Annotated in this window: 18 protein-coding genes and 3 pseudogenes; 10 read left to right on the top strand and 11 right to left on the bottom strand. The window is 70.2% G+C overall.

Annotation, left to right across the window (positions count from 1 at the left end):
• Positions 1 to 5: 5 nt before the first annotated feature.
• A complete protein-coding gene (locus tag ACFY4A_RS22755; protein ID WP_390831206.1) occupies positions 6 to 758 on the top strand; it encodes an SDR family oxidoreductase in 753 nt (250 codons plus the stop codon).
• Between the two features lie 27 nt (positions 759 to 785).
• On the opposite strand, the gene ACFY4A_RS22760 is transcribed toward ACFY4A_RS22755, so the two are convergent.
• Entirely contained in the window at positions 786 to 1148 is a 363-nt protein-coding gene (locus tag ACFY4A_RS22760) for a hypothetical protein (RefSeq protein WP_390831207.1), read from the bottom strand.
• Positions 1149 to 1822: 674 nt separating this feature from the next.
• Between ACFY4A_RS22760 and ACFY4A_RS22765 the strand changes: the two genes are divergently transcribed.
• Positions 1823 to 2158, top strand: a complete 336-nt coding sequence (locus ACFY4A_RS22765; protein WP_390831208.1) for an ABATE domain-containing protein — start codon at positions 1823 to 1825, stop codon at positions 2156 to 2158.
• Positions 2155 to 2220: pseudogene (locus tag ACFY4A_RS22770) on the top strand (hypothetical protein); the annotation flags it as partial. The gene ACFY4A_RS22765 and the pseudogene ACFY4A_RS22770, both read left to right, overlap by 4 nt.
• 282 nt (positions 2221 to 2502) lie before the next feature.
• Here ACFY4A_RS22770 and ACFY4A_RS22775 read toward each other — a convergent pair.
• Together ACFY4A_RS22775 and ACFY4A_RS22780 are read right to left on the bottom strand one after the other, a co-directional pair.
• Entirely contained in the window at positions 2503 to 2985 is a 483-nt protein-coding gene (locus tag ACFY4A_RS22775) for a DNA starvation/stationary phase protection protein (protein WP_390726952.1), read from the bottom strand.
• A 578-nt stretch (positions 2986 to 3563) separates the two neighbouring features.
• Positions 3564 to 4319 (bottom strand): dienelactone hydrolase family protein, encoded by a 756-nt coding sequence (locus ACFY4A_RS22780; protein ID WP_390726953.1) that lies wholly within the window; start codon positions 4317 to 4319, stop codon positions 3564 to 3566.
• Positions 4320 to 5087: 768 nt separating this feature from the next.
• On the opposite strand from ACFY4A_RS22780, the gene ACFY4A_RS22785 reads away from it, so the two are divergent.
• From ACFY4A_RS22785 to ACFY4A_RS22800, 4 genes are all read left to right on the top strand, one after another.
• Positions 5088 to 6785, top strand: coding sequence for an amidohydrolase (locus tag ACFY4A_RS22785; RefSeq protein WP_390726954.1), 1698 nt, complete (start codon positions 5088 to 5090; stop codon positions 6783 to 6785).
• A gap of 540 nt (positions 6786 to 7325) precedes the next feature.
• The gene (locus ACFY4A_RS22790) at positions 7326 to 7745 is read left to right on the top strand and encodes an SsgA family sporulation/cell division regulator (protein ID WP_390726955.1); all 420 of its coding nucleotides are present in this window, start codon (positions 7326 to 7328) and stop codon (positions 7743 to 7745) included.
• Positions 7746 to 7928: 183 nt separating this feature from the next.
• A complete protein-coding gene (locus ACFY4A_RS22795; protein ID WP_390726956.1) occupies positions 7929 to 8780 on the top strand; it encodes a Bax inhibitor-1/YccA family protein in 852 nt (283 codons plus the stop codon).
• Between the two features lie 399 nt (positions 8781 to 9179).
• The gene (locus tag ACFY4A_RS22800) at positions 9180 to 9419 is read left to right on the top strand and encodes a hypothetical protein (protein ID WP_390831262.1); all 240 of its coding nucleotides are present in this window, start codon (positions 9180 to 9182) and stop codon (positions 9417 to 9419) included.
• Here ACFY4A_RS22800 and ACFY4A_RS22805 read toward each other — a convergent pair.
• From ACFY4A_RS22805 to ACFY4A_RS22825, 5 genes and pseudogenes are all read right to left on the bottom strand, one after another.
• A pseudogene (locus ACFY4A_RS22805) lies at positions 9406 to 9681 on the bottom strand (tannase/feruloyl esterase family alpha/beta hydrolase); the annotation flags it as partial. The gene ACFY4A_RS22800 and the pseudogene ACFY4A_RS22805 sit on opposite strands and share 14 nt — an antisense overlap.
• A gap of 90 nt (positions 9682 to 9771) precedes the next feature.
• Positions 9772 to 10257 carry a hypothetical protein gene (locus tag ACFY4A_RS22810; RefSeq protein WP_390831209.1) on the bottom strand — a complete coding sequence of 162 codons (486 nt, stop codon included), beginning with the start codon at positions 10255 to 10257 and terminating at the stop codon, positions 9772 to 9774.
• Positions 10258 to 10311: 54 nt separating this feature from the next.
• Positions 10312 to 10644, bottom strand: a complete 333-nt coding sequence (locus ACFY4A_RS22815; RefSeq protein WP_390831210.1) for a hypothetical protein — start codon at positions 10642 to 10644, stop codon at positions 10312 to 10314.
• A 96-nt stretch (positions 10645 to 10740) separates the two neighbouring features.
• The gene (locus ACFY4A_RS22820; protein ID WP_390831211.1) at positions 10741 to 11433 is read right to left on the bottom strand and encodes a cytochrome b/b6 domain-containing protein; all 693 of its coding nucleotides are present in this window, start codon (positions 11431 to 11433) and stop codon (positions 10741 to 10743) included.
• Complete coding sequence (locus ACFY4A_RS22825) at positions 11381 to 12106, bottom strand: molybdopterin-dependent oxidoreductase (protein WP_390831212.1); 726 nt, start codon at positions 12104 to 12106, stop codon at positions 11381 to 11383. Before ACFY4A_RS22825 ends, ACFY4A_RS22820 begins: the two co-directional genes overlap by 53 nt.
• Before the next feature lie 496 nt (positions 12107 to 12602).
• On the opposite strand from ACFY4A_RS22825, the gene abc-f reads away from it, so the two are divergent.
• The 3 genes from abc-f to ACFY4A_RS22840 all read left to right on the top strand — a co-directional run bounded on the left by abc-f (position 12603) and on the right by ACFY4A_RS22840 (position 16705).
• Positions 12603 to 14237 carry a ribosomal protection-like ABC-F family protein gene (abc-f, locus tag ACFY4A_RS22830; protein ID WP_390831213.1) on the top strand — a complete coding sequence of 545 codons (1635 nt, stop codon included), beginning with the start codon at positions 12603 to 12605 and terminating at the stop codon, positions 14235 to 14237.
• 79 nt (positions 14238 to 14316) lie between these two features.
• Positions 14317 to 15981, top strand: a complete 1665-nt coding sequence (locus tag ACFY4A_RS22835) for an ABC-F family ATP-binding cassette domain-containing protein (protein ID WP_390831214.1) — start codon at positions 14317 to 14319, stop codon at positions 15979 to 15981.
• A gap of 160 nt (positions 15982 to 16141) precedes the next feature.
• Positions 16142 to 16705: a CGNR zinc finger domain-containing protein gene (locus ACFY4A_RS22840; RefSeq protein ID WP_390831215.1), complete on the top strand. Its 564-nt coding sequence runs from the start codon at positions 16142 to 16144 to the stop codon at positions 16703 to 16705.
• Positions 16706 to 16748: 43 nt separating this feature from the next.
• On the opposite strand, the gene ACFY4A_RS22845 is transcribed toward ACFY4A_RS22840, so the two are convergent.
• The 3 genes and pseudogenes from ACFY4A_RS22845 to ACFY4A_RS22855 form a co-directional block, all read right to left on the bottom strand.
• The gene (locus tag ACFY4A_RS22845) at positions 16749 to 17435 is read right to left on the bottom strand and encodes a hemerythrin domain-containing protein (protein WP_390831216.1); all 687 of its coding nucleotides are present in this window, start codon (positions 17433 to 17435) and stop codon (positions 16749 to 16751) included.
• Between the two features lie 163 nt (positions 17436 to 17598).
• Positions 17599 to 18126, bottom strand: a complete 528-nt coding sequence (locus tag ACFY4A_RS22850) for a helix-turn-helix transcriptional regulator (RefSeq protein WP_390831258.1) — start codon at positions 18124 to 18126, stop codon at positions 17599 to 17601.
• Positions 18115 to 18757 (bottom strand): annotated as a pseudogene (locus tag ACFY4A_RS22855) (cupin domain-containing protein); the annotation flags it as partial. The pseudogene ACFY4A_RS22855 and the gene ACFY4A_RS22850, both read right to left, overlap by 12 nt.
• Positions 18758 to 18761: the final 4 nt, after the last annotated feature.

The raw sequence follows: 18761 nt of genomic DNA on the forward strand, positions 1-18761 counted from the left end.
GCCGGATGCCTGTACTGACCGGCAAGGGTGCCATCGTGACCGGCGGGTCCCGCGGGATCGGCCGGTCGGTGGTCGAGCGTCTCGTCGCCGACGGGGCACGGGTCGCCTTCTCCTATCTCACCGGCGCCGAACACGCCGATGAGGTGGAGCGCTCGGCGGCGGCGAACGGCGGCGCGGCGAAGGCGTTCCCGGCCGATCTGGCGGACCCTGGCGCCGTACGGGATTTCCTGGCGCGGGCGCGGAAGTGGCTGGGCGGGTTCGACATCCTGGTGAACAACGCCGGGTGCTCGGTTCCCGCCTCGCTCCTGATGACCACCGAGGAGGACTACGACCGGGTCATGGCCGTCAACACCAAGGCCGTGTTCCTGGCTCTGCGTGACGCGGCCCAGCACATGCGCGACGGCGGCCGGATCGTCACCGTGTCCACGATCAATACGCGGATGGCGGTCCCGGGCGCCTCCGTGTACGTGGGCAGCAAGGGGGCCGTCGAGCAGTTCACGGCCGTCGCGGCGCGTGAGCTCGGCGCGCGCGGCATCACCGCCAACACGGTCTCGCCGGGTTTCACCGACAGCGATCTGCTGCGCGCCGTGAACACCGAGGAGACCCTGCGGCAGGCGGCGCAGTTGTCGCCGTTCGGCAGGCTGGGCGAACCGGCCGACGTCGCCGACGTGGTCGCGTTTCTGGCCGGTCCGGACGCACGGTGGGTCAGCGGCCAGAACCTCCATGTGAACGGCGGAGTGACCCGGCTCGTCGGCTGACCATCCCGGCCGGACCGGCCGCAGGAGTCACCGAAGGCTCAGCAGACCGGTGACGGCAATGTGCAGGGTGCGGCCGAGCCGGTCGGCAAAGTCGACCTTCGTGTCGGCGAGTTCGGGGTCGCGCTGGGCCTCGGCGACGGCGCCCGAGGGATGGGCGAACGGCCAGAGACCGGCCGTGTACACGATGGTCAGGGAGACCAGCTCGCGGGCCGCGGACGGGGTCAGCACGGTGATGTGCCGCCGCAGCAGGGCGGCGAGTTCACCCAGCAGCCGGACGTGGGCAAGCTTGAACTCGCGAGCAGCCTCGGCGGAGATGTTCCGCTCCAGTTCGGACCCCAGTGCGCTGAGCAGGTCGCACAGCACTGGCCGGTCGGCCAGCGACCTGGCCAAGGCGTCCGTGACCGCTTCGGGAGCGGGGTCGCGGCCGGGGCGCGCGAGGCGGGTCTGGACTTCATCGTGGCCCAGCGCCAGCCACGAGCGGGATCCGCGCGGTGACGACGGCGTCCGCGTCCATCCGTGCCGTCGTCGGCCTCGTCTGGCTCGACGCACGCGACCTGACCGACGGCGAATCACGAAGATCGGCGACGACGCCGCGTCCCTGCCAGTCCAGGTGCCGCAGAGCTGAGCGGACAGCGGCCGCGAACGGATCCGTCACCGGCGGCGGGAGTGACGCCCAGGACCAGCCAGCCGTGTCCGTCACGGCCGAGCTGGACCTCGTCCTGTGGCCGATCAGCCCGTTCCCGCCCAGCAGGGCGTCGGTGTCGCGGGCATGAACGCTCTTTCCTCCCGGGCGGGTGCGAGGCCGCCGACGCGCCGTCGCACCGCCGCGTTTCCGTGACCGTCGAGGGAGACGTCAGCGGAGAACAGGACATAGGGGTGGGGCATCAGGACGCATCCTCTTTAATGCCTGGCCGACCAGGCCGACGAGGGCCCGGGCACTGGTCCGGAGGCGGCCCTGCCTCATACGGGGGGCTTTGAGACAGGACCGCCGGTGGGAGCGGACCGACGGCCGAACCGGGCTTGCCGAACCGCCGACCTGGGAAGTGTCGGCTGGTCACCACCACGTGAACGGAGCTGGTCTTCCCACACCTGACGTCGGCGCGTGTTCGACGGCAGGTGCTTCCCTCCCATGCAACGAGTGGGAAGCACTATCGGGTTCACGTTTCGACGCGTCTGTTCGGACAGGCGTTCTTCTCGCAGGGTGGCCGACGATCGAGCGGATCTGCACCCCAGGACTGCTCGACTCATGGTTCCTCGACTCCGGGCGGCTCGATCAGAAGCCGGGGTCCGGACCGGCGGACCTGCGCGCGGCGGTCGATCTGCGGAAGGCGATCTACGCGTTGCTCGGGGCCCGGCTCACCGCGGCCGGCCTCTGCCCACCGGGGCCGTCGCCCCGGTGAACCGGCAGGCCGCCGGGGCACCGGTGGCGATGCGCCTGGGTCCCGACGGTACCCGCCGCTTCGGCAGAGCTTCCCAGGCCCTCACCGATCTCGCGCGTGAGGCGGTCGAGATCATCACCGGGGACGAGGCGGAACTACTGCGCGAGTGCGGACATCCCGACTGCACTCAGGTCTACCTCTACCGCTCCTACAGGCCGCCGGCCCGAATGGTGTGCGATGCGGACCGGCGGCAACCGTGTCAAGGCAGCCGCCCTGCGGGCACGCCGCCGGAGGTGAGAGCGTCTCGCTTCCGGGCGTTCCGGCCGAGGGAGGCGGCTCCTCGTACGGAACCGTCCCCGCCTGCCTCAGTCCCTGCCCTCGGCGTTCTCGGCCTGGAACATCCAGCTCTGCTTCTCCAGATCGGCCGTCAGGCCGATCAGCAGGTCCTGCGTCACGGCGTCCACCGGACCGGTCTCCTCGATACGCGCCCGCACCCGCCCGATGACGGCGGAGAACGTTGCCACCAGAGCCTCGACTGCGTCGGCGTCCTTCGTCCAGCCGGCCGGGAACCCAGGCACGCCGCTGGTGGCGGCGACGGTGCCGGCCCGCCCGTCCGGGCTGACGCCCAGCGCGGCGGCGCGTTCGGCCACCGTGTCCGCGTAGTCGCGCGCGGTGGTGACCACTTCGTCGAGTTGCAGATGGATGGAGCGGAAGCGCGGCCCGTACAGGTTCCAGTGCGCCTGCTTGGCCACCAGGGACAGATCGAGCAGGTCCACCAGGGTCGCCTGCAGTGCACTCCCCGCTATCTCGCGCTCTTTGTCCGACAGTGGGCTGTTGATGACCGTCATGGGTGTCCGGTTCCTTTCCGGTTTGTCGCTGAGGTCACCATTCTCGAAGGAGCCCGTCCTGCGCGGATCAGTTGTTTGACTGCCAGTCGGAGCGCGGAGAATGCGATAAATGACCTATACGCAGTGATAGTTCCAGGGACCGAAGGGACCGCGTCCCCGTTATCTGACCGAAGAGCCGAGGGACTCGGTCCAGTGCCCTCGGCGCCCCCGTGACGGCGGATTCCAGGAACTGGCTGCCGGCCCGCGCACGGCGCGGCGCCTCGGTCAGGGACGGCCTCCACGGCCGTCATCACCAGGCGCACCTGCTCCACCGTGCCGTCGTAGTCCGCGCCTTCGATGGTCGCGCCGACCAGCGGACGCCGCGCGGACGGTGTCCGCCACGTCGACCGCGACCATCGTGATCAAGAGACCGCGCAGCGGCCGTACGGATGTCGGAACCGGCCCGACGTCCGGTCGGACGCTCACGCCGGACGGATTCGCCGGCCCGGGCCGGCGGTCGAAGAAGCTCTCGCAGAGAGTGGACCATCAAGACCGCAATTGCCCGACACCCACCGTCCCTTTCCGCCCGGCGCCCTGCCTCAGAGGGTGCGGCCGAAGAAGGCCAGCAGCTCGGTCCAGTGCCGCTCGGCCGCCGCGGGGCTGTATGCGGCTGTGTCGGACTGGGTATAGCCGTGGTGCGCGCCCTTGTAGACCTCGCAGCGGTGCTTGACGCCCGCATCGGTGAGCGCCTGCTCAAGGCGGCGGATCTGCTCCTCGGGCATCGAGTCGTCCTCGTCGGCGTGCGCGAAGTAGAGCTCTGCGGTGATCCGGTCGGCGAGCAGGTGCGGGCTGTCGGGCGCCTCGCTCGCCAGCCAGCCGCCGTGGAAGCCGGCCGCCGCGGCGACCCGGTCCGGGTGGGTGCCGGCCGTGTAGAGGGCGAGCCGGGCCCCCATGCAGTACCCGGTGATACCCACAGGCCCGTCCGTGGCCAGCGGCGAGTTCGCAAACCACCTCAGGTAGGCGCCGGCGTCGCGCTCCGTCAGCTCGGGGGTGAGCGCCTCCATCAGCGGGACGACCTTCCCGACGATGTCCGGGCGGGCCTCGATGTCGATGAACTCGGGCAGCTCCACGACCGGGATGCGCCCCTGCCGGTAGAAGACGTTCGGGACGAGCACCGTGTATCCGGTGGCCGACAGCCGGTCGGCCATCGCCCTCAGATGCGGACGCACCCCGAACGCGTCCTGGTACAGAAGCACACCCGGGTGCGCTCGGCCATCGTCCGGGTGGACGAGGTAGGCGTCGGCGGTGCCGTCCGCGGTGGGAATGTCGACGAGTGTTCCGGTCACGGGGGTCATGAGCGCATGGGCCTCTCTGGGAGGGAGAAAAGGATGGAGCGAGGGCGCACGAGATCCTTCCGCCGCCCACATGTCACGAACACCGCGATTCGCCCCTCGATTCCCAGCCTGCCATGAACATGTTGATATGTGTTTGGGACGGCCGAACCAGATGCCTCATGAACGCGACGGTCGGCCCTCCGGGCGGCGGCCCTCCACCCGGACCGTCGTCCGCTCCCCGTCCGGGACACACCGGATGCCCCCGTCCGCATGACGAAGTGATGTGTCCGCGCGGCACCGTCGTGCGCTGAAATCAGCGCCGCCTGCTCGACTGTGAACCGTCACCGGGCCCTGGCCCTGGATCACGAGGGAGCCGAAGCTGAGTGAGTCGCCTGCTCTCAGACGGTCACATCAGCGGTACTCATCACGATCTACGGTCGCCTCGGACGGGGCAGGTGACCGCACAAGAGGAAGCGGCCGTCCCGACGGGGGGGTTCAGGACGGCCGCTGGCAGCCGTCGCTCCTCGACCGAGCGGCGGGCTTCCGTACAGAACAACGGAGCCGGACCGCGCGGGGTTCATCTGAAGGGCGATCCGACGAAAGGCTCTCCGCGAAGCATCCGTTTCACATGGCCGGCTCGAACTGGCCACACATGATCGCCAGTCAATTTTCATTTGTGAGCATGATGTGCTTGCAGAAGACACATATGATCCTTGACGGCATGACAGGAACACATGTCCCGGAGCCGGTCGTCCGGCTCTTACCTCACACTCCGAGGACGAGACTGACGTGAACGACTTCCACCCTGGCCGCAGACGCCTGCTGAAGATGTTCGGACTGGGCGCCACCGCGACTACGGCGTCCATCCTCCAGGCCGACCCGGTGCTGGCGGCGACTCTCGGGTACGACGAGCGGACCGGAGTCTCTCCCGCCACGTACCGCGCCCCCAAGGGGCTGGCCAAGAACACCGCGGCCAAGCAGACGGCGCTCGACTGGATCGCGGCCAACGAGAACGCGATCACCAAGCTCAGCGACGACGTGTGGCAGCACGCGGAGTTGTCGCTGCGCGAGTGGAAGTCCTCCCTCGCGCACGCCAAGGTGCTGCAGGACAACGGCTTCACCGTGACGTGGGGCTCGGCCGGTTTCCCGACCGCGTTCGTCGCCACCTACGGCACCGAGGGCCCCGTCATAGGCTTCAACGCCGAGTACGACGCGCTGCCCGGCCTGTCGCAGAAGAAGGGCGTAGGCAGCCACGATCCGCTGGTCTACAACTACGACGCCTACGGCCCCACTTACGGCGCCGGTCATGGCGACGCCCACAACGCCCTCGGCGCGGGCGGCACCGCCGCCGCCATCGCGGTCGCGCGGGCGATCAAGGCGAACGGGCTGAAGGCCACGGTCAAGCTGTTCGGCAGCGCAGGCGAGGAGCAGCTCGTCGGCAAGGCGTACGCGGTCAAGGAGGGCGTCTACGACGGCCTCGACGCGTTCCTGGACTGGCACCCCTTCAACATCACGGTGCCGTTCTGGAACACCACCAGCGCGCTGATATCGGCGACCTTCACCTTCCTCGGCGCCTCCGGGCACGGCGGCACCCCGCTCGGCAACAAGAGCGGTCTGGACGGCGCCCTGCTGATGGCGACGATGTCGGAGTACCTGCGGGAGAAGAATGTCGCCCCGTCCGGTCGCTTCCACTACGCGATCATCAACGGCGGCGGCGCCCCGAACGTGACCCCGGACATGTGCTCCATCTGGTTCTTCGTCCGCGAGGGCAGCCCGGCGCGCGCCCAGGTGCTGTACGACAAGATCGTGGAGTGCGGGAAGGCGGCCGCGCAGGCCAGCCAGACCCGTCTGGTGCGCAGATTCCACTCCGCGACGTGGAACCTGCTGGCGAACAAGGCCGGCGCGGAGCTGCTGAACGACAACATGCAGCAGATCGGCGCCCCGAAGTTCACCGACGCCGACCACAGCCTGGCGAAGGCGGTGCAGAAGGCGCTGGGCAAGCCCGAGGTGGGCATGCCGACCGGCCTGACCCCGCTCGCTCCCCCGGCGGCGGCCTACACCGGCGGCCTGGCGACCGACACCGCCGACATCAGCTGGCAGGCCCCGACCGCGGTACTGCTGTCCGCGGCCTACCCGCCCGGCATTCCGAACCACAACTGGGGTGCCACCGCGACGGCGGCCACGAACATCGGCCACCAGGCGCTGCTGTCCGCCGCCCGCTACCTGGCGGCGGGCGCGATCGACCTGATCGAGCAGCCGGACCGACTGGACGCGATGAAGCAGGAGTTCCAGGGCCGCACCAAGGGCATCCAGTGGGCCTCGATGATCCCGGACGGCAACCAGCCGCCGCTGTATGAGCCGCCGGCGGACTTCCTGAAGGCGACCGGGCAGAGCTGGCCGCCGAAGGGCGTGACCTGGCCGGTGCCGCAGGTGGTGGCCACCGAGCAGCTGGGCACCACGGGCCCCAACCTGGCGCCCGTGACCTGATGGCCGGAGCGCCTCGGCGCGCTGGCTGGACGCCCCCGTCCGTGGTCGCCCTTCCTTCCCTCCGAACCACGGGCGGGGGTTCGCCGTGTCTGCCGAGTGCCTGCTCCGCAGCGAGGCGGCGTCGCCCATCACGATCAGCGGGTGCGGTACGGGGCGATCGCACCCGGCGGGCGAACGGAGATCGTCGTCGGCCGCCCAGCCCTTGAGGATGTTGTGGGCCGGCCAGGTGGCGCCGCCCGTGGCCCGTCGCTGGTCGCGACCCGTACCGGCAGACAATTGACTTACGTCACTCCCCCGATGGGCCTCAAAAGACACCCCTGCACTGCCTTCATGGCGGTGCGGGTGCCCCTGGCGTCACGCATCGGCAAGGGTGTTCCGTCAACTGCCCGGAATGCCGCCTCGCCCTTGACCGTCAACTGACCGATGCGTCGGCTCCCCGCCCGGCGAAGAGTGGTGGATGCAGACTTCGTCCCACGGAGGGGAACTCCTGTCATGCATCGTGATCAGTCACCCTTGCAGGCGCGTTCAGCGCCCGAGCTTGTGCCTTCGCTGTTCCTGGAGCTCGACCAGATGCTCGACGAGTTCACCCGGCTGCCCATGCGGGCGAAGTTCAGCTTCGACCCGGACATGCCGGCTGTGATCACGGTCGAGTTCCTGGCAGAGCGGGGACCGAGCCTCATCTGGCACATCGGCCGCGGACTGCTCCATCTGGGGCTGTCGGCGATGAGCGGTTCCGGCGACGTACGGATGTGGCCGACTCTGCCCAGCGAACGGCCCTCGTCTTGGCTGCTGCTCGAATCGCAGGAGGTGGAGGCCCTGTTCGAGGTGCCGACCGGGGAGCTCGCGGAGTGGCTCGACGCCACCTACCGGATCACCTCCTCCGAAGCGGAGATGGACGGTCTGGACTGGGACGACTTCTTGATGGAGCTGCTCGACGGCCCGGGAACGCACTCCGAGTGACGGCCACGGGGTCCGCCCTGCGGATGACTTGCTTCTCAATTCGTCACCTGTCAGAGTGGTGACGCGCAGGGTTGCAGTTGTCGGCCCGGTGCGGGGCCAACGCCACACGTATGCCGCCTCGGGCACCCGATGACAACGGCTTTGCCGCAGGCCGCGAGTGTGCGGCGGACGAGGAGGAATGACGTGAGGACCAGCAACCCGATCTTTTCCCGCTGGGGTGTCGCCGACACGGGCCGGACCGATGCCCACACCCGGCAGCCGGTGGGCGCCTCGGTCGGCCGTCGGCCGACGGACGACTACCTGGCCAACCCGTACGCCCCCGGCGCCGACGCGTCCCCGCGCGCCAGCCGGGACACCATCACGATGGACGACGTCCTCGTCCGCACCGGCATGACGCTCGGCACCGCGGCGCTGACGGCGGTGCTCTCCTGGCTGCTGCTGCCGGTCGACGAGGCGAACCTCGGCATGTCCTACGGCCTCGCCGTGGGCGCGGCCCTCGTCGCCTTCGTCCTGTCGATAATCCAGGCCTTCAAGCAGGCGCCGTCCCCGGCGCTGATCCTCGGCTACGCGGCGTTCGAGGGTGTGTTCCTCGGCGTGCTCTCCAGCACGGTCTCGACGTATCTCTCGCCCGGCGTGGTCGTGCAGGCGGTGCTCGGCACCTTCGCGGTCTCTGCGGGTGTGCTCATCGCGTACCGGATGCGCTGGATCCGGGTGAACCAGAGGTTCGCCGGGTTCGTCGCCGCCGCCGCGACCGGCTTCCTGCTGCTGCTGGTCGCCGACGCTCTCTTCTCCCTCTTCGGCGCGGGCAACGGTCTCGGCTTCCACAGCGGCGGCCTCGGCATCGCCTTCGGTGTCGTCGGCATCCTGCTCGGTGCGGCCTTCCTCGCCCTGGACTTCAAGCAGGTCGAGGACGCCGTCGCCTACGGCGCCCCGCGCGAGGAGGCGTGGCTCGCCGCCTTCGGGCTCACCATGACGCTGGTGTGGATCTACCTGGAGGTGCTGCGCGTGCTGACCATCTTCAACAGCGACAACTGAGTTCTCCAGGCGTACTGACACGCCGGAGGGGCACGCGCACCGCGCGTGCCCCTCCGGCGTGCCCGTAGGCGGGTCCGCCTTTTGCACTTCCACGGAATCCAGCTCCTTGTCATGACGACGACCTGCTTGCGCGAAAATGGAAGAGATGCGCCATGAGCCCCCATGAGGAGTGCCCGTACCAGGATGGCCGGGTGGTCATCGATGCCGCCTGCGAAAGCTCGGGCCCCTCCACCCGGCCGAGTTCCACCTCGGTCTAAAGGGCTGGGTGGTCGTCGGTTACGACCTGGCCCGGGAGGCGCTGATCCATCCGGCCCTGCTCAAGGACGCCACGCCGCCGCCGAGGCCCTGGCCGCCGCCGGCTACGTCCTGCACGAGCCCTCGGTCGGGCTCGGCGCGCAGATGATGGAGGCCGACCCGCCCGAGCACACGCGGCTGTGCTGGCTGGCCTCGGCGGCCTTCACCCCGCACCGTACGGCCGAACTGGCGCCGCGCATCGAGCAGATCGCCCACGACCTCATCGACGCGCTGCCGCCTGCGGGCGAGGTGGACCTGGTCGCGGCCAAGCGGCGCGCCTCCGGGGACGACCTGCTGTCCGCCCTGGTCGCCGTACGTGACGAGGAGGACGGACGGCTGTGTTGACCTGGCCCTTGCCGCTCAGCACCCAGCTGGTGTCGAGGACGTCACCGATGCCGGCGTCGGTGGTGGTCGCCGCGTAGCCGTTCTTGACCGCGGTGCCCAGGCCGACGCCGTTGTCTCCGGCGCTGTAGGCGCTGCCGCCGATGGCCTGGAAGCGGCCGTTCCACTCGGCCAGGGGCAGCCAAGTCTGCACCTTCGCATGGTCGTTGTCGCCCGGGTGGGTGAGGGTGACCGCCACCTGGCAGAAGGCCGGGACGCCGGTGACGAAAGGGGAGTGGGGAATTCCTGTGTACAGGTCGGCCCCGGCGCCCCGACCCGGTCCCACTCTGCCCGCGCACCGCTCACCCCACATCCGTCAGTTGACTGTCCGCCCCCTCCGCGCTGCGCTGCTCCCCCGGGGAACGTGGGCCTGCGGGATGTCCATCTCCAGCCAGATGGTCTTGCCCCAGCCGCTCGGAGAGGTGTTCCAGGTGTGCGCCAGCGCGTCGACCAGGCACAGCCCGCGGCCGTGCTCGGCCCGCGCGCTGCCCTCGTCGGTGAGTAAATGCGCGGTGGGCACGGGCGGATCGGTCTCCGAGTCCCGCGTCAGCCGCTGGAGGGCGTACAGCAGGGTCATCCCCGTGGAGCCGGGCACCCCCGGGACGCCCCGGACGACCGGGTCGGCCTGCTCGGCCTGCGGTTCGGTGCCGAAGACCGGGATCAGCACGGGGAGAGTCCCGGGCACGACCGCGACACCGCGGTCCTGGGGGCCGGACAGCAGGGCGACGAGCCGGTCGCCGATGCGGGCGAGCCGCCGACAGTCCGCCTCGCCGTATCCGCCGCGGTCCTCGGTGCGCAGCACGGTGAGGGAGCCGAAGCGGCGGCCTTCCCCCTGCAGCGGGACCGAGGCGACGGTCTAGGCGTAGGCCAGGGCACCCTGCTGCGGGTCGGCGAGAGGATCGGGGTCCGCCAGGAACGCCGGACCTCCTGAGGCCAGGGCGCGCACGGAGGCGTACGGGGAGTCGAGGGACATCCGGCCGGGAAGCGTGAAGACGGACGGCGGGCCGCCGCCGATCATGGCGGCGCGCAGTTCGCCGCCGTCGGGAGTCAGCAGATACACGGCTGCCGCCGCTGCCTGCAGGCGATGGGCGGTCTGGTGCACGGCGCGGCACAGCACCGCCGTCAGCTCGCCGCCGGGCACCCCGGCGCACTCGTGCCCCCGGCCGTCCGGCCACCCCGGCGCACTCATGCCCCCGGCCGTCCGGCCGGGGGGTCCTCCGCGTCCGGCGCTTTGCGGTCGTCCATGAGCCCTTCCGGCCAGACCTGCCCGCTTTCGAGAGACACGTCACACCTTGTCCGCATTCTCGGACACGGTACCCGTGCGTTCCTCTCTCAGCCACCGCGAGTGGTGCATCTCGGCCCAGGACCGGCTGACGTATCCGGTACGCATCCCGAGCCTCGCCTCCGGGTCCTCGAAGGCCTTGCGCATATGACCGAGCACGACGAAGGTGATCGCCCAGGCCAGGATGTCGTGGACGAAGATCGCACTGGTGCGGGAGATGAAGGGCAGCAGCCCCATGAACCACATCAGCAGGCCGGTGAACATCATCACCAGCACGGCGCCGGCGATCCAGCCCGCGTAGAGCTTCTGGCCCGCGTTGAACTTGCCGGCCGGACGCGCCTCGGGCCAGTTGCGGCGCTTGCGGACGGCGCGCAGCCACTGCCGGTCGTACACCGCGAGGCGGTTGATCCTGCGCAGGTCCGCGCGGAAGGCGGGAGACAGGAGCCCCAGCAGGAAGGGCAGCGGCAGGGAGATACCGGACCACTCATGGAGCGTGACCATCAGGTGACGCCGTCCGACGAGCTGCGCCAGCGGCCCGAGGTACAGACAGGCGGCGGTGACCAGGCACACCAGCATCAGCAGGCCGGTGGTCCGGTGGACCCAGCGTTCGGCGGTGGTGAAGCGACGAACCCTGTCGGCCGCTTCAGGCCGCGTCACCGTGCCGGTCGGCGTCGTCGAGCCAGCCATCGACCGCATAACCGCGCTCCTCCCAGTAGCCGGGGACGACCCTGTCGGTGACTGAGATACCTGACAGCCACTTGGCCGACTTGTAGAAGTACATGGGGGCCACGTAGAGGCGGACGGGGCCGCCGTGCTCGTGGGGGATGGGTTTGTCCTGCATGTTCAGCGCCACCAGGACGTCGGAGCGGCGGGCCTGTTCCAGGGTGAGGCTCTCGCTGTAGGCGCCGTCGAAGCAGGTGAAGCGGACCGCCGCGCCCGGGGAACGCACCCCGGCGTCGTCGAGAATGTCCGCCAGCTTCACACCGTCGAAGGGCGTCTTCTCAACGCGCCATCCGTCGGTGCACACGACATCGTGGACGACCCGGGTCTGCGGCATCGCACGCAGTTCGTCGAGGGTGTAGCTCCTGGACCGCTCCACGAGTCCGGTGACCCGGAGCTCGTAGTTCGTCTCGTCCTTGTGCGGCACCGAGCCGACGACGCTGTAGTAGCGAAAGCCGCCCGGGTTGGGCAGCAGTCCGGTCACGCCGGTGGCGTCGAACTGGGAGGCCGCGCCGAGGAACCCCTCCCAGCCGCGCTGGAGATACGGTGCGGCGGCGAGCCCCGCGGCGCCCGCGCCGAGCATGCCCAGCATCGCCCGCCGCCCCACCGGCGCGCCCTCCGCGGCCTCCCGCTTCGGCTTTCCTGCCATGGTCAGTGTGCTCCTTCGAAGTGGCGACGATCCCGGTGCCGTGCGGCCGCACGGGGCGGCGCCGGTCGGGCGAGCCCACACGTGTGAACACTGTCGAGTCCAACGCGACATCATCACCTGTTAAACCGGTGACGATAGTGGCACGGTCGGCCTCCGGCTGTCAACAACACGACGAATAGGGCAGTGGCGTGTGCCCGCGCGAGACATGTCCCGATGGGCACACATGTAGAGACTTCGTTGGCCGCCCGGCCCCGTACGGACGGGGTCGGACAGGGAACGCACAGCTGCTACACTCAGGAAGGCATCGACCATCTATCGAGGAGTCGCAGACGTGGCGGGTGAAGACGACATCTCCGGGTGAGACCCGGACCCGACGGCCACCGGCCGGCGCTCAGAAGCGCCGCTGACGTGGCCTGTCTCGTCGTACCCCTTTTCCCACGTCTGCCCAGGGCAGAGGTCTCTTCCCTGCCCTCAAGTCGCTCGAGGTCATCTCTCCATGTCCGACGCTTCCATCGTCTGCTCAAACCTTTCCTTCTCCTGGCCCGACGACACCCCGGTCTTCCACAACCTGTCCTTCAACGTGGCCCCCGGCCGCACGGGGCTGGTCGCGCCCAACGGCTCCGGCAAGAGCACCCTGCTCAAACTGATCGCCGGCGAGCTGAAGCCCGCCACCGGCTCGGTGTCCGTTAGCGGCACCCTCGGTTACCTCCCGCAGAGCCTCCCCCTGACCGGAAATCTCACGGTCGCCGAGGTGCTGGGCGTCGCCGCGGTGATCCGCGCCATCGACGCCGTGGAGTCCGGCGACGTAGGCGAGGAGCACTTCACCACCATCGGCGATGACTGGGACATCGAGGAGCGCACCCGCGCCCAGCTCGACCGCCTGGGCCTGACCGACCTCACCCTGGACCGCAGCCTGAGCACGCTCAGCGGCGGCCAGGTCGTCTCCCTCGGTCTCGCCGCCCAGTTGCTCAGGCGCCCCGACGTCCTGCTGCTCGACGAGCCCACCAACAACCTCGATCTGGAGGCTCGGCACAAGCTCTACGACGTGCTCTCCGACTTCTCCGGCTGTCTGCTACTGGTCAGCCACGACCGCGCACTGCTCGACCGCATGGAGCTCATCGCCGAGCTCGGCAGTGACGAACTGCGCCTGTACGGCGGCAACTTCACCGAGTACGAGGAGGCCGTGCGCGCCGAGCAGGAGGTCGCCGAGAAGAACGTCCGCAACGCCGAGCAGGAACTCAAGCGCGAGAAGCGGGAGATGCAGCAGGCCCGCGAGCGCGCCGAGCGCCGAGCGAGCAACGCCGCCAAGAACCTCAAGAACGCCGGCCTGCCCAGGATCTTCGCCGGTAACATGAAGCGCGGCGCGCAGGAGGCCGCGGGCAAGTCCGGCACGATGCACGCCTCCCGGGTCAGCGAGGCCAAGGCCCGCCTCGACGAGGCCGGACGCGCGCTGCGCGACGAGCAGCGGCTCACCCTGGAGCTGCCCGACACCCAGGTGCCCGCCGGGCGCAACCTCTTTCTCGGCGAGGGCATGCAGGTCCGCCTCGGGGACAAGGACGTGTTCGCCCCGGGCGGCGTCGAGTTGAGCATCCGGGGCCCCGAGCGCATCGCGCTGGTCGGGCCCAACGGTGCCGGAAAGACCACCCTGATGCGTCTGATCATGGGTGAACTCGCCCCGGACAGCGGGGAGATCAAGCGCAACGACGGCCGGATCGCCTACCTCTCACAGCGCTTGGACCTGCTGGACCTGGACCGCACGGTGGCGGAGAACTTCGCCGCGTTCGCCCCGGAGCGGTCCCAGGCGGAGCGGATGAACCTGCTCGCCCGCTTCCTCTTCCGGGGCGCGCGGGCGCACCTGCCGGTCGGGGTGCTCTCCGGCGGCGAGCGGCTGCGCGCCACCCTGGCCTGCGTACTGTGCGCCGAACCGGCTCCCCATCTGCTGCTTCTCGACGAACCGACCAACAACCTCGACCTGGTCAGCGCGGGCCAACTGGAGAGCGCACTCAACTCCTACCAGGGCGCCTTCATGGTGGTCAGCCACGACGAGCGGTTCCTCGCCGAGATCGGGATCAGCCGTTGGCTGCGGCTGGCCGACGGCACGCTCAAGGAGACGGGAGCTCCTGCGGTGTGAGCCGCCGACGTGTGACGTGGCCCGCGTCCGAGGCCCTGTGCCCGGCGGGCCGACCACCGATCACGCTGGACGGTTTCCCGTGCCTCAGCCCGCTCTGCTCGCTCACGACCTCGTCCGCAACCTGGGCGGCCGACGCGTCCTCGACGGCATCTCCCTGACCGCCTCCCCCGGCCACCGCATCGGCCTGATCGGGGAGAACGGCGTCGGCAAGTCCACCCTGCTGCGGGTGCTCGCCGGTGTTGACGAACCCGACGCGGGACGCGTCACCCGCCCCGCCGACCTCGGCTTCCTCCATCAGGAGATGCAATTCGACGCCAGCTCGACCATCGCCGCGGTGCTGGACGAGGCGCTGCGCGAGGCCCGCGAGGACCTCGCCGAACTGGACCGGCTCGGCGAGCAGCTGGCCCTCGTCTCCGAGGACGACCCCGGCCACCAGGAGCTTCTCGGCGCCTACGGCAGACGTCTGGAGCAGGCCCAGGACCGGGAGTCCTGGGACGCCGACCGTCGCGCCGCCCTGGTGCTGGACGGCCTGGGCCTCGGCGCGTTCGGGCACGACCGCACGCTCAGTTCGCTCTCCGGCGGGCAGCGCGGTCGGCTGGCCCTGGCCGCACTGCTCGTACGGCGGCCGTCGGCGCTGCTGCTGGACGAGCCGACGAACCACCTGGACGACGGCGCCGCCGCCTTCCTGGAGGAGCAAATCCGCGGCCTGCCCGGGACCGTGGTGATCGCCAGCCACGACCGGGCGTTCCTCGACGCCGTATGCACCGATCTGATCGACCTCGACCCGGCGGTGGACGGTCCGGTCCGCTACGGCGGCAACTACACCGCCTACCTGGCGCAGAAGCGCGCCGAACGGGAGCGGTGGGAACGGCACTACGCCGAGGAACAGCAGGAACTGGCGGAGCTGCGGCAGTCGGCGGGCGTGACCGCGCACCGGGTCGCGCCAGATCGGGGCCGTACCGACAACGAGAAGATGGGCTACGGCCACCGGGCCGGCCGGGTGCAGAACCAGATCTCCCGCCGGGTGCGCAACGCCACCCGGCGGCTGGAGGAGCTGGAGCGCGCCCAGGTCGCCGAGCCGCCCCGGCCGCTGCGGTTCGCGGGCGGGGAACTCGCCGCGCGGAGCGAGGAGCGCCCGCAGCCACTGGTGTCGCTGCACGGCGTACGAGTGCCGGGGCGGCTCGCGCTGGACGGTCTGGAGGTGTCGCCGACCGACCGGCTGCTGGTCACCGGCGGCAACGGGGCGGGCAAGTCGACGCTGCTCTCCGTACTCGCCGGACGCCTCCCGGCCGAGGGCGAGGTGCACAAGCGCCGCAGGCTCACGGTGGGGCTGCTCACCCAGGACACCGTCTTCGACCGGCCCGACCGCACGGTCCGGGACACCTACGAGCTGTCGCTGGGAGCGGCGCGGGCCGAGAAGGTGCCGCTGGGCTCCCTCGGTCTGATGCACGAGGCGGACCTCGACAAGCCGGTCGGACAGCTGTCCGTGGGACAGCGTCGGCGCCTGGCGCTGGCGCTGCTGGTGGCCCGGCCGCCCCAGCTGCTCCTGCTCGACGAGCCCACCAACCACCTCTCCCCCGCCCTGTGCGACGAGTTGGAGGCCGCGTTGGGTCCGGGTCCCGGCGCGATCGTAGTGGCGAGCCACGACCGCTGGCTGCGTCGGCGGTGGCAGGGCCGCGAACTACGGCTGGAACCAGGCCGCGGCCGACGGGAGGAGGCGGCACCGGCGCGATCGCGGCTCTGAGCCGCTCCCGGTCCACCACCTCGATGCGGTTCCTTCACCGTCCTGACCTGCGCGGACCGCACCCGGTGCCGTACGATCTCGATCGCGCCGCGGCGCAGGGCACCGCCTGGAGTGGTGACGAGCCTTGCGTTCGATCGGAGTCACCTGTCAAGATGGTGATGTGAATCTTAACCATGTATTCGTATGCGGTCATCCAGCCCTCGACTTCGCGGCCACGCTCCGGGCCCGACGCTCGACCCGGTTCGAGATGTTCGTGACGCCGGAGCGGCTGAATGCTTGGTACCTGGAGTCCGGGCTGGTGGACACGATCACGCCCGGCGACGAGGACGACGTCCGGGAGGCCACCGCCGTGCGCGAGGCCATCTACCGACTCGTCACCGGCCGTCGGCTCGGTGAGGACTTCGACCCCAAGGCCCTCGAGGCCGTCAACGCCGCGGCGCGGAAGACGCCCGCGACGCCGCAGCTCACCCCGACCGGACGACTCACCGAGGCGACCCCCGCGCAGGCCCTCGCGACCGTCGCCCGACAGGCCGTCGAACTGCTCAGCGGCCCGGACGTCCCCCTGATGAAGGAGTGCGGCAACCCCGAGTGCACGCGGGTCTACATCGACCACTCCCGGGGCATGCGGCGCCAGTGGTGCGGCATGGAGTCCTGCGGCAACAAGATCAAGGCCGCCGCCTACCGGGCCCGCAAGAAGACCGCGCCCGCCGTGACCGCGCGCTGACGACCCCTCACCTGGGCGGCGCAGGTCCCGGCGGACGCGGGACTCAGTCGGCGGCAAGCTCCCTGAGAGCCTTGCGGAACCTGTTCGTGAGCAGCCCCCGGGCCCAGCACACGTGCTGCGGAAAGTAGGCGTGCACACGTTCCCGGGCGGGGACGGGCCGGGGGTGCTCCAGGAATCCGAAGACCAGGTGCGGCCGGCTGCGCGGCAGGATGTCGTTCACCGCCCTGCGCAGGCTCGGTATGTCCTCGTCCGGGACCTTGGCGAGCAGTCCTCGCAGCAACGGTTCCTCGACGGCGAGCTGCTTGTGCAGTCCGTCCCGGATCCGGTGAGAGGTGAGCGTCCCCTCCTTCATCGCGTACCCCCACGCCGCCGATCCGCCGACCGTGCGTTCGTCGCGGATCCGTGCGATGACGCCCTCCAGGTCGTCGAGTCCTTCGGCGACCGCGTCGTCCTCCTCTGTCAGCCGGTCCAGACGGCGAAGCGCCAGGGGAAACCGCGCCCGCAGCACCGGCCAGAGCAGTTCGTCCCCACTTCGGTGGTGATGGCGCACGAGGTCGACAAGCCATTGCGCGGTCGTCACCAGGGCCTTCGTATCTACGGCCGCACCACCCGCCAGCCGGGTGAAGGAGCCGGCGACAAGCTCCGCCCCCCGGGTCATGACGGCGTGGACGGCGAGCAGTTCCTCGAAGAGACGGGTGCCTTCCTTGACCGGCACCTGCGTGGCGGACATCCGTGGGCCCTTCTTCTCTGTATGCGTGCCGTGAGGCGAAGACGGCAGCCCGACTGACCACCGACGGGCGTCCGCGCATGACGGACCGGCGGTCGCTGCCCGACGCTGGACGTCTTCGGTAGAACGAGGAGAGAGACGGTCCTTCCGTAAGCCTGTGCCGTCTTCACACCTCTGCGGGCGGGCACACGCAGTTCGCCAGGACCGGCCGATCACGGAACGTATCACAAGAGAGACATGTCACTGCATTCGCGTCTCTCCGCGGAATCCGGGTGCTCCCGGTAGTCCCGGGGCGAGGCCTCATGACACGTTTGAACGCGGTACTCAAAGCGCTGTCCGAGCCGTAGCCGACGGCGTGTGCGATGGAGGAGACGGTCCTCTCACCCCTGCGCAGTTGCTTGGCCGCAAGTTCGATCCGCCATGCAGTGAGGTACTCGTGCGGCCCCTGGCCGACCGCCTTCTTGAACCGCGTGGCGAGCACGGTGCGGGAGACTGATCCCGCCCGGGCCAGTTCGGCGACCGTCCACGGATGTGCTGGGTCACGGTGTACGCAGGCCAGCGCCGCGGCGACCGCGGGGTCGGCCAGGCCCGCGAGCCAGCCGGGTTCGGTGGCGGACTCGCTCGCCAGATGGGAGCGCAGCACATGCACGAGCATGACGATCGCGAGGTGCTCCGTGACCAGGGTGGCTCCCATCCGCCGGTTGCGCAGTTCCTCGTCGATCGCATCGAGCACCCAACGCACCGTCTGTGCCCGGCTCGTGCCGGCCGGCAGGTGGATGACCGGTGGAAGCCCGTCGAGCAGGAGTTTCTGGGCGCGCACCGAAGGAGAAGCGGCCGGCCAGTAGGTGCACCTCGTCGCCGTCGCCCGCGTGGGCCACTCCGGCGGCGGCCTTCGCGAAGAGGGGGCCTGCCGGAACCGCGGGGACACCCGGGGCGCCGCGGAGTGTGAAGCCGCGTTGCCGGGTCAGGAGGAAGCAGTCGCCCTCCGCCAGCGCGACGGGCTCGGGCACACCGTCGACCTCCAGCAGACACCTCCCGCGCCGGACGGCGTTGAACTTCACGCCGGGAGGCGGCGGGAAGTCCACGGCCCAGTCGCCGCCCGCCACCAGGCCTGCGGAGAGGTGACCGCGGGTGTCCAACAGCGCGAGAACGTCCTCCAACGGATCCACGCGACCTCCTTCCCGGACTACTGGGCCGGTCGCGGCGCGGAACGCACACGCATGTCCGGCGGACGGCCGAGCATGGCCGTCACACAGCACACTACCCAGGCTGACGGGCGGGACGAGCGAGACATCTGCCTTTCGTGTGCCCACCGCCGAACCCATGGTT

Source organism: Streptomyces sp. NPDC001292 (genome assembly GCF_042896465.1).
Lineage (GTDB): Bacteria > Actinomycetota > Actinomycetes > Streptomycetales > Streptomycetaceae > Streptomyces.

Excerpts from the sequence above, each read along its gene's own strand:
- ACFY4A_RS22755 (WP_390831206.1), top strand. The coding sequence starts at position 6 with ATGCCTGTACTGACCGGCAAGGGTGCCATCGTGACCGGCGGGTCCCGC.
- ACFY4A_RS22775 (WP_390726952.1), bottom strand. The coding sequence starts at position 2,985 with ATGACGGTCATCAACAGCCCACTGTCGGACAAAGAGCGCGAGATAGCG.
- ACFY4A_RS22780 (WP_390726953.1), bottom strand. The coding sequence starts at position 4,319 with ATGACCCCCGTGACCGGAACACTCGTCGACATTCCCACCGCGGACGGC.
- ACFY4A_RS22845 (WP_390831216.1), bottom strand. The coding sequence starts at position 17,435 with ATGTCCGCCACGCAGGTGCCGGTCAAGGAAGGCACCCGTCTCTTCGAG.
- ACFY4A_RS22850 (WP_390831258.1), bottom strand. The coding sequence starts at position 18,126 with ATGGGAGCCACCCTGGTCACGGAGCACCTCGCGATCGTCATGCTCGTG.
- abc-f (WP_390831213.1), top strand. The coding sequence starts at position 12,603 with ATGTCCGACGCTTCCATCGTCTGCTCAAACCTTTCCTTCTCCTGGCCC.
- ACFY4A_RS22815 (WP_390831210.1), bottom strand. The coding sequence starts at position 10,644 with ATGAGTGCGCCGGGGTGGCCGGACGGCCGGGGGCACGAGTGCGCCGGG.
- ACFY4A_RS22800 (WP_390831262.1), top strand. The coding sequence starts at position 9,180 with ATGATGGAGGCCGACCCGCCCGAGCACACGCGGCTGTGCTGGCTGGCC.
- ACFY4A_RS22825 (WP_390831212.1), bottom strand. The coding sequence starts at position 12,106 with ATGGCAGGAAAGCCGAAGCGGGAGGCCGCGGAGGGCGCGCCGGTGGGG.
- ACFY4A_RS22820 (WP_390831211.1), bottom strand. The coding sequence starts at position 11,433 with ATGCGGTCGATGGCTGGCTCGACGACGCCGACCGGCACGGTGACGCGG.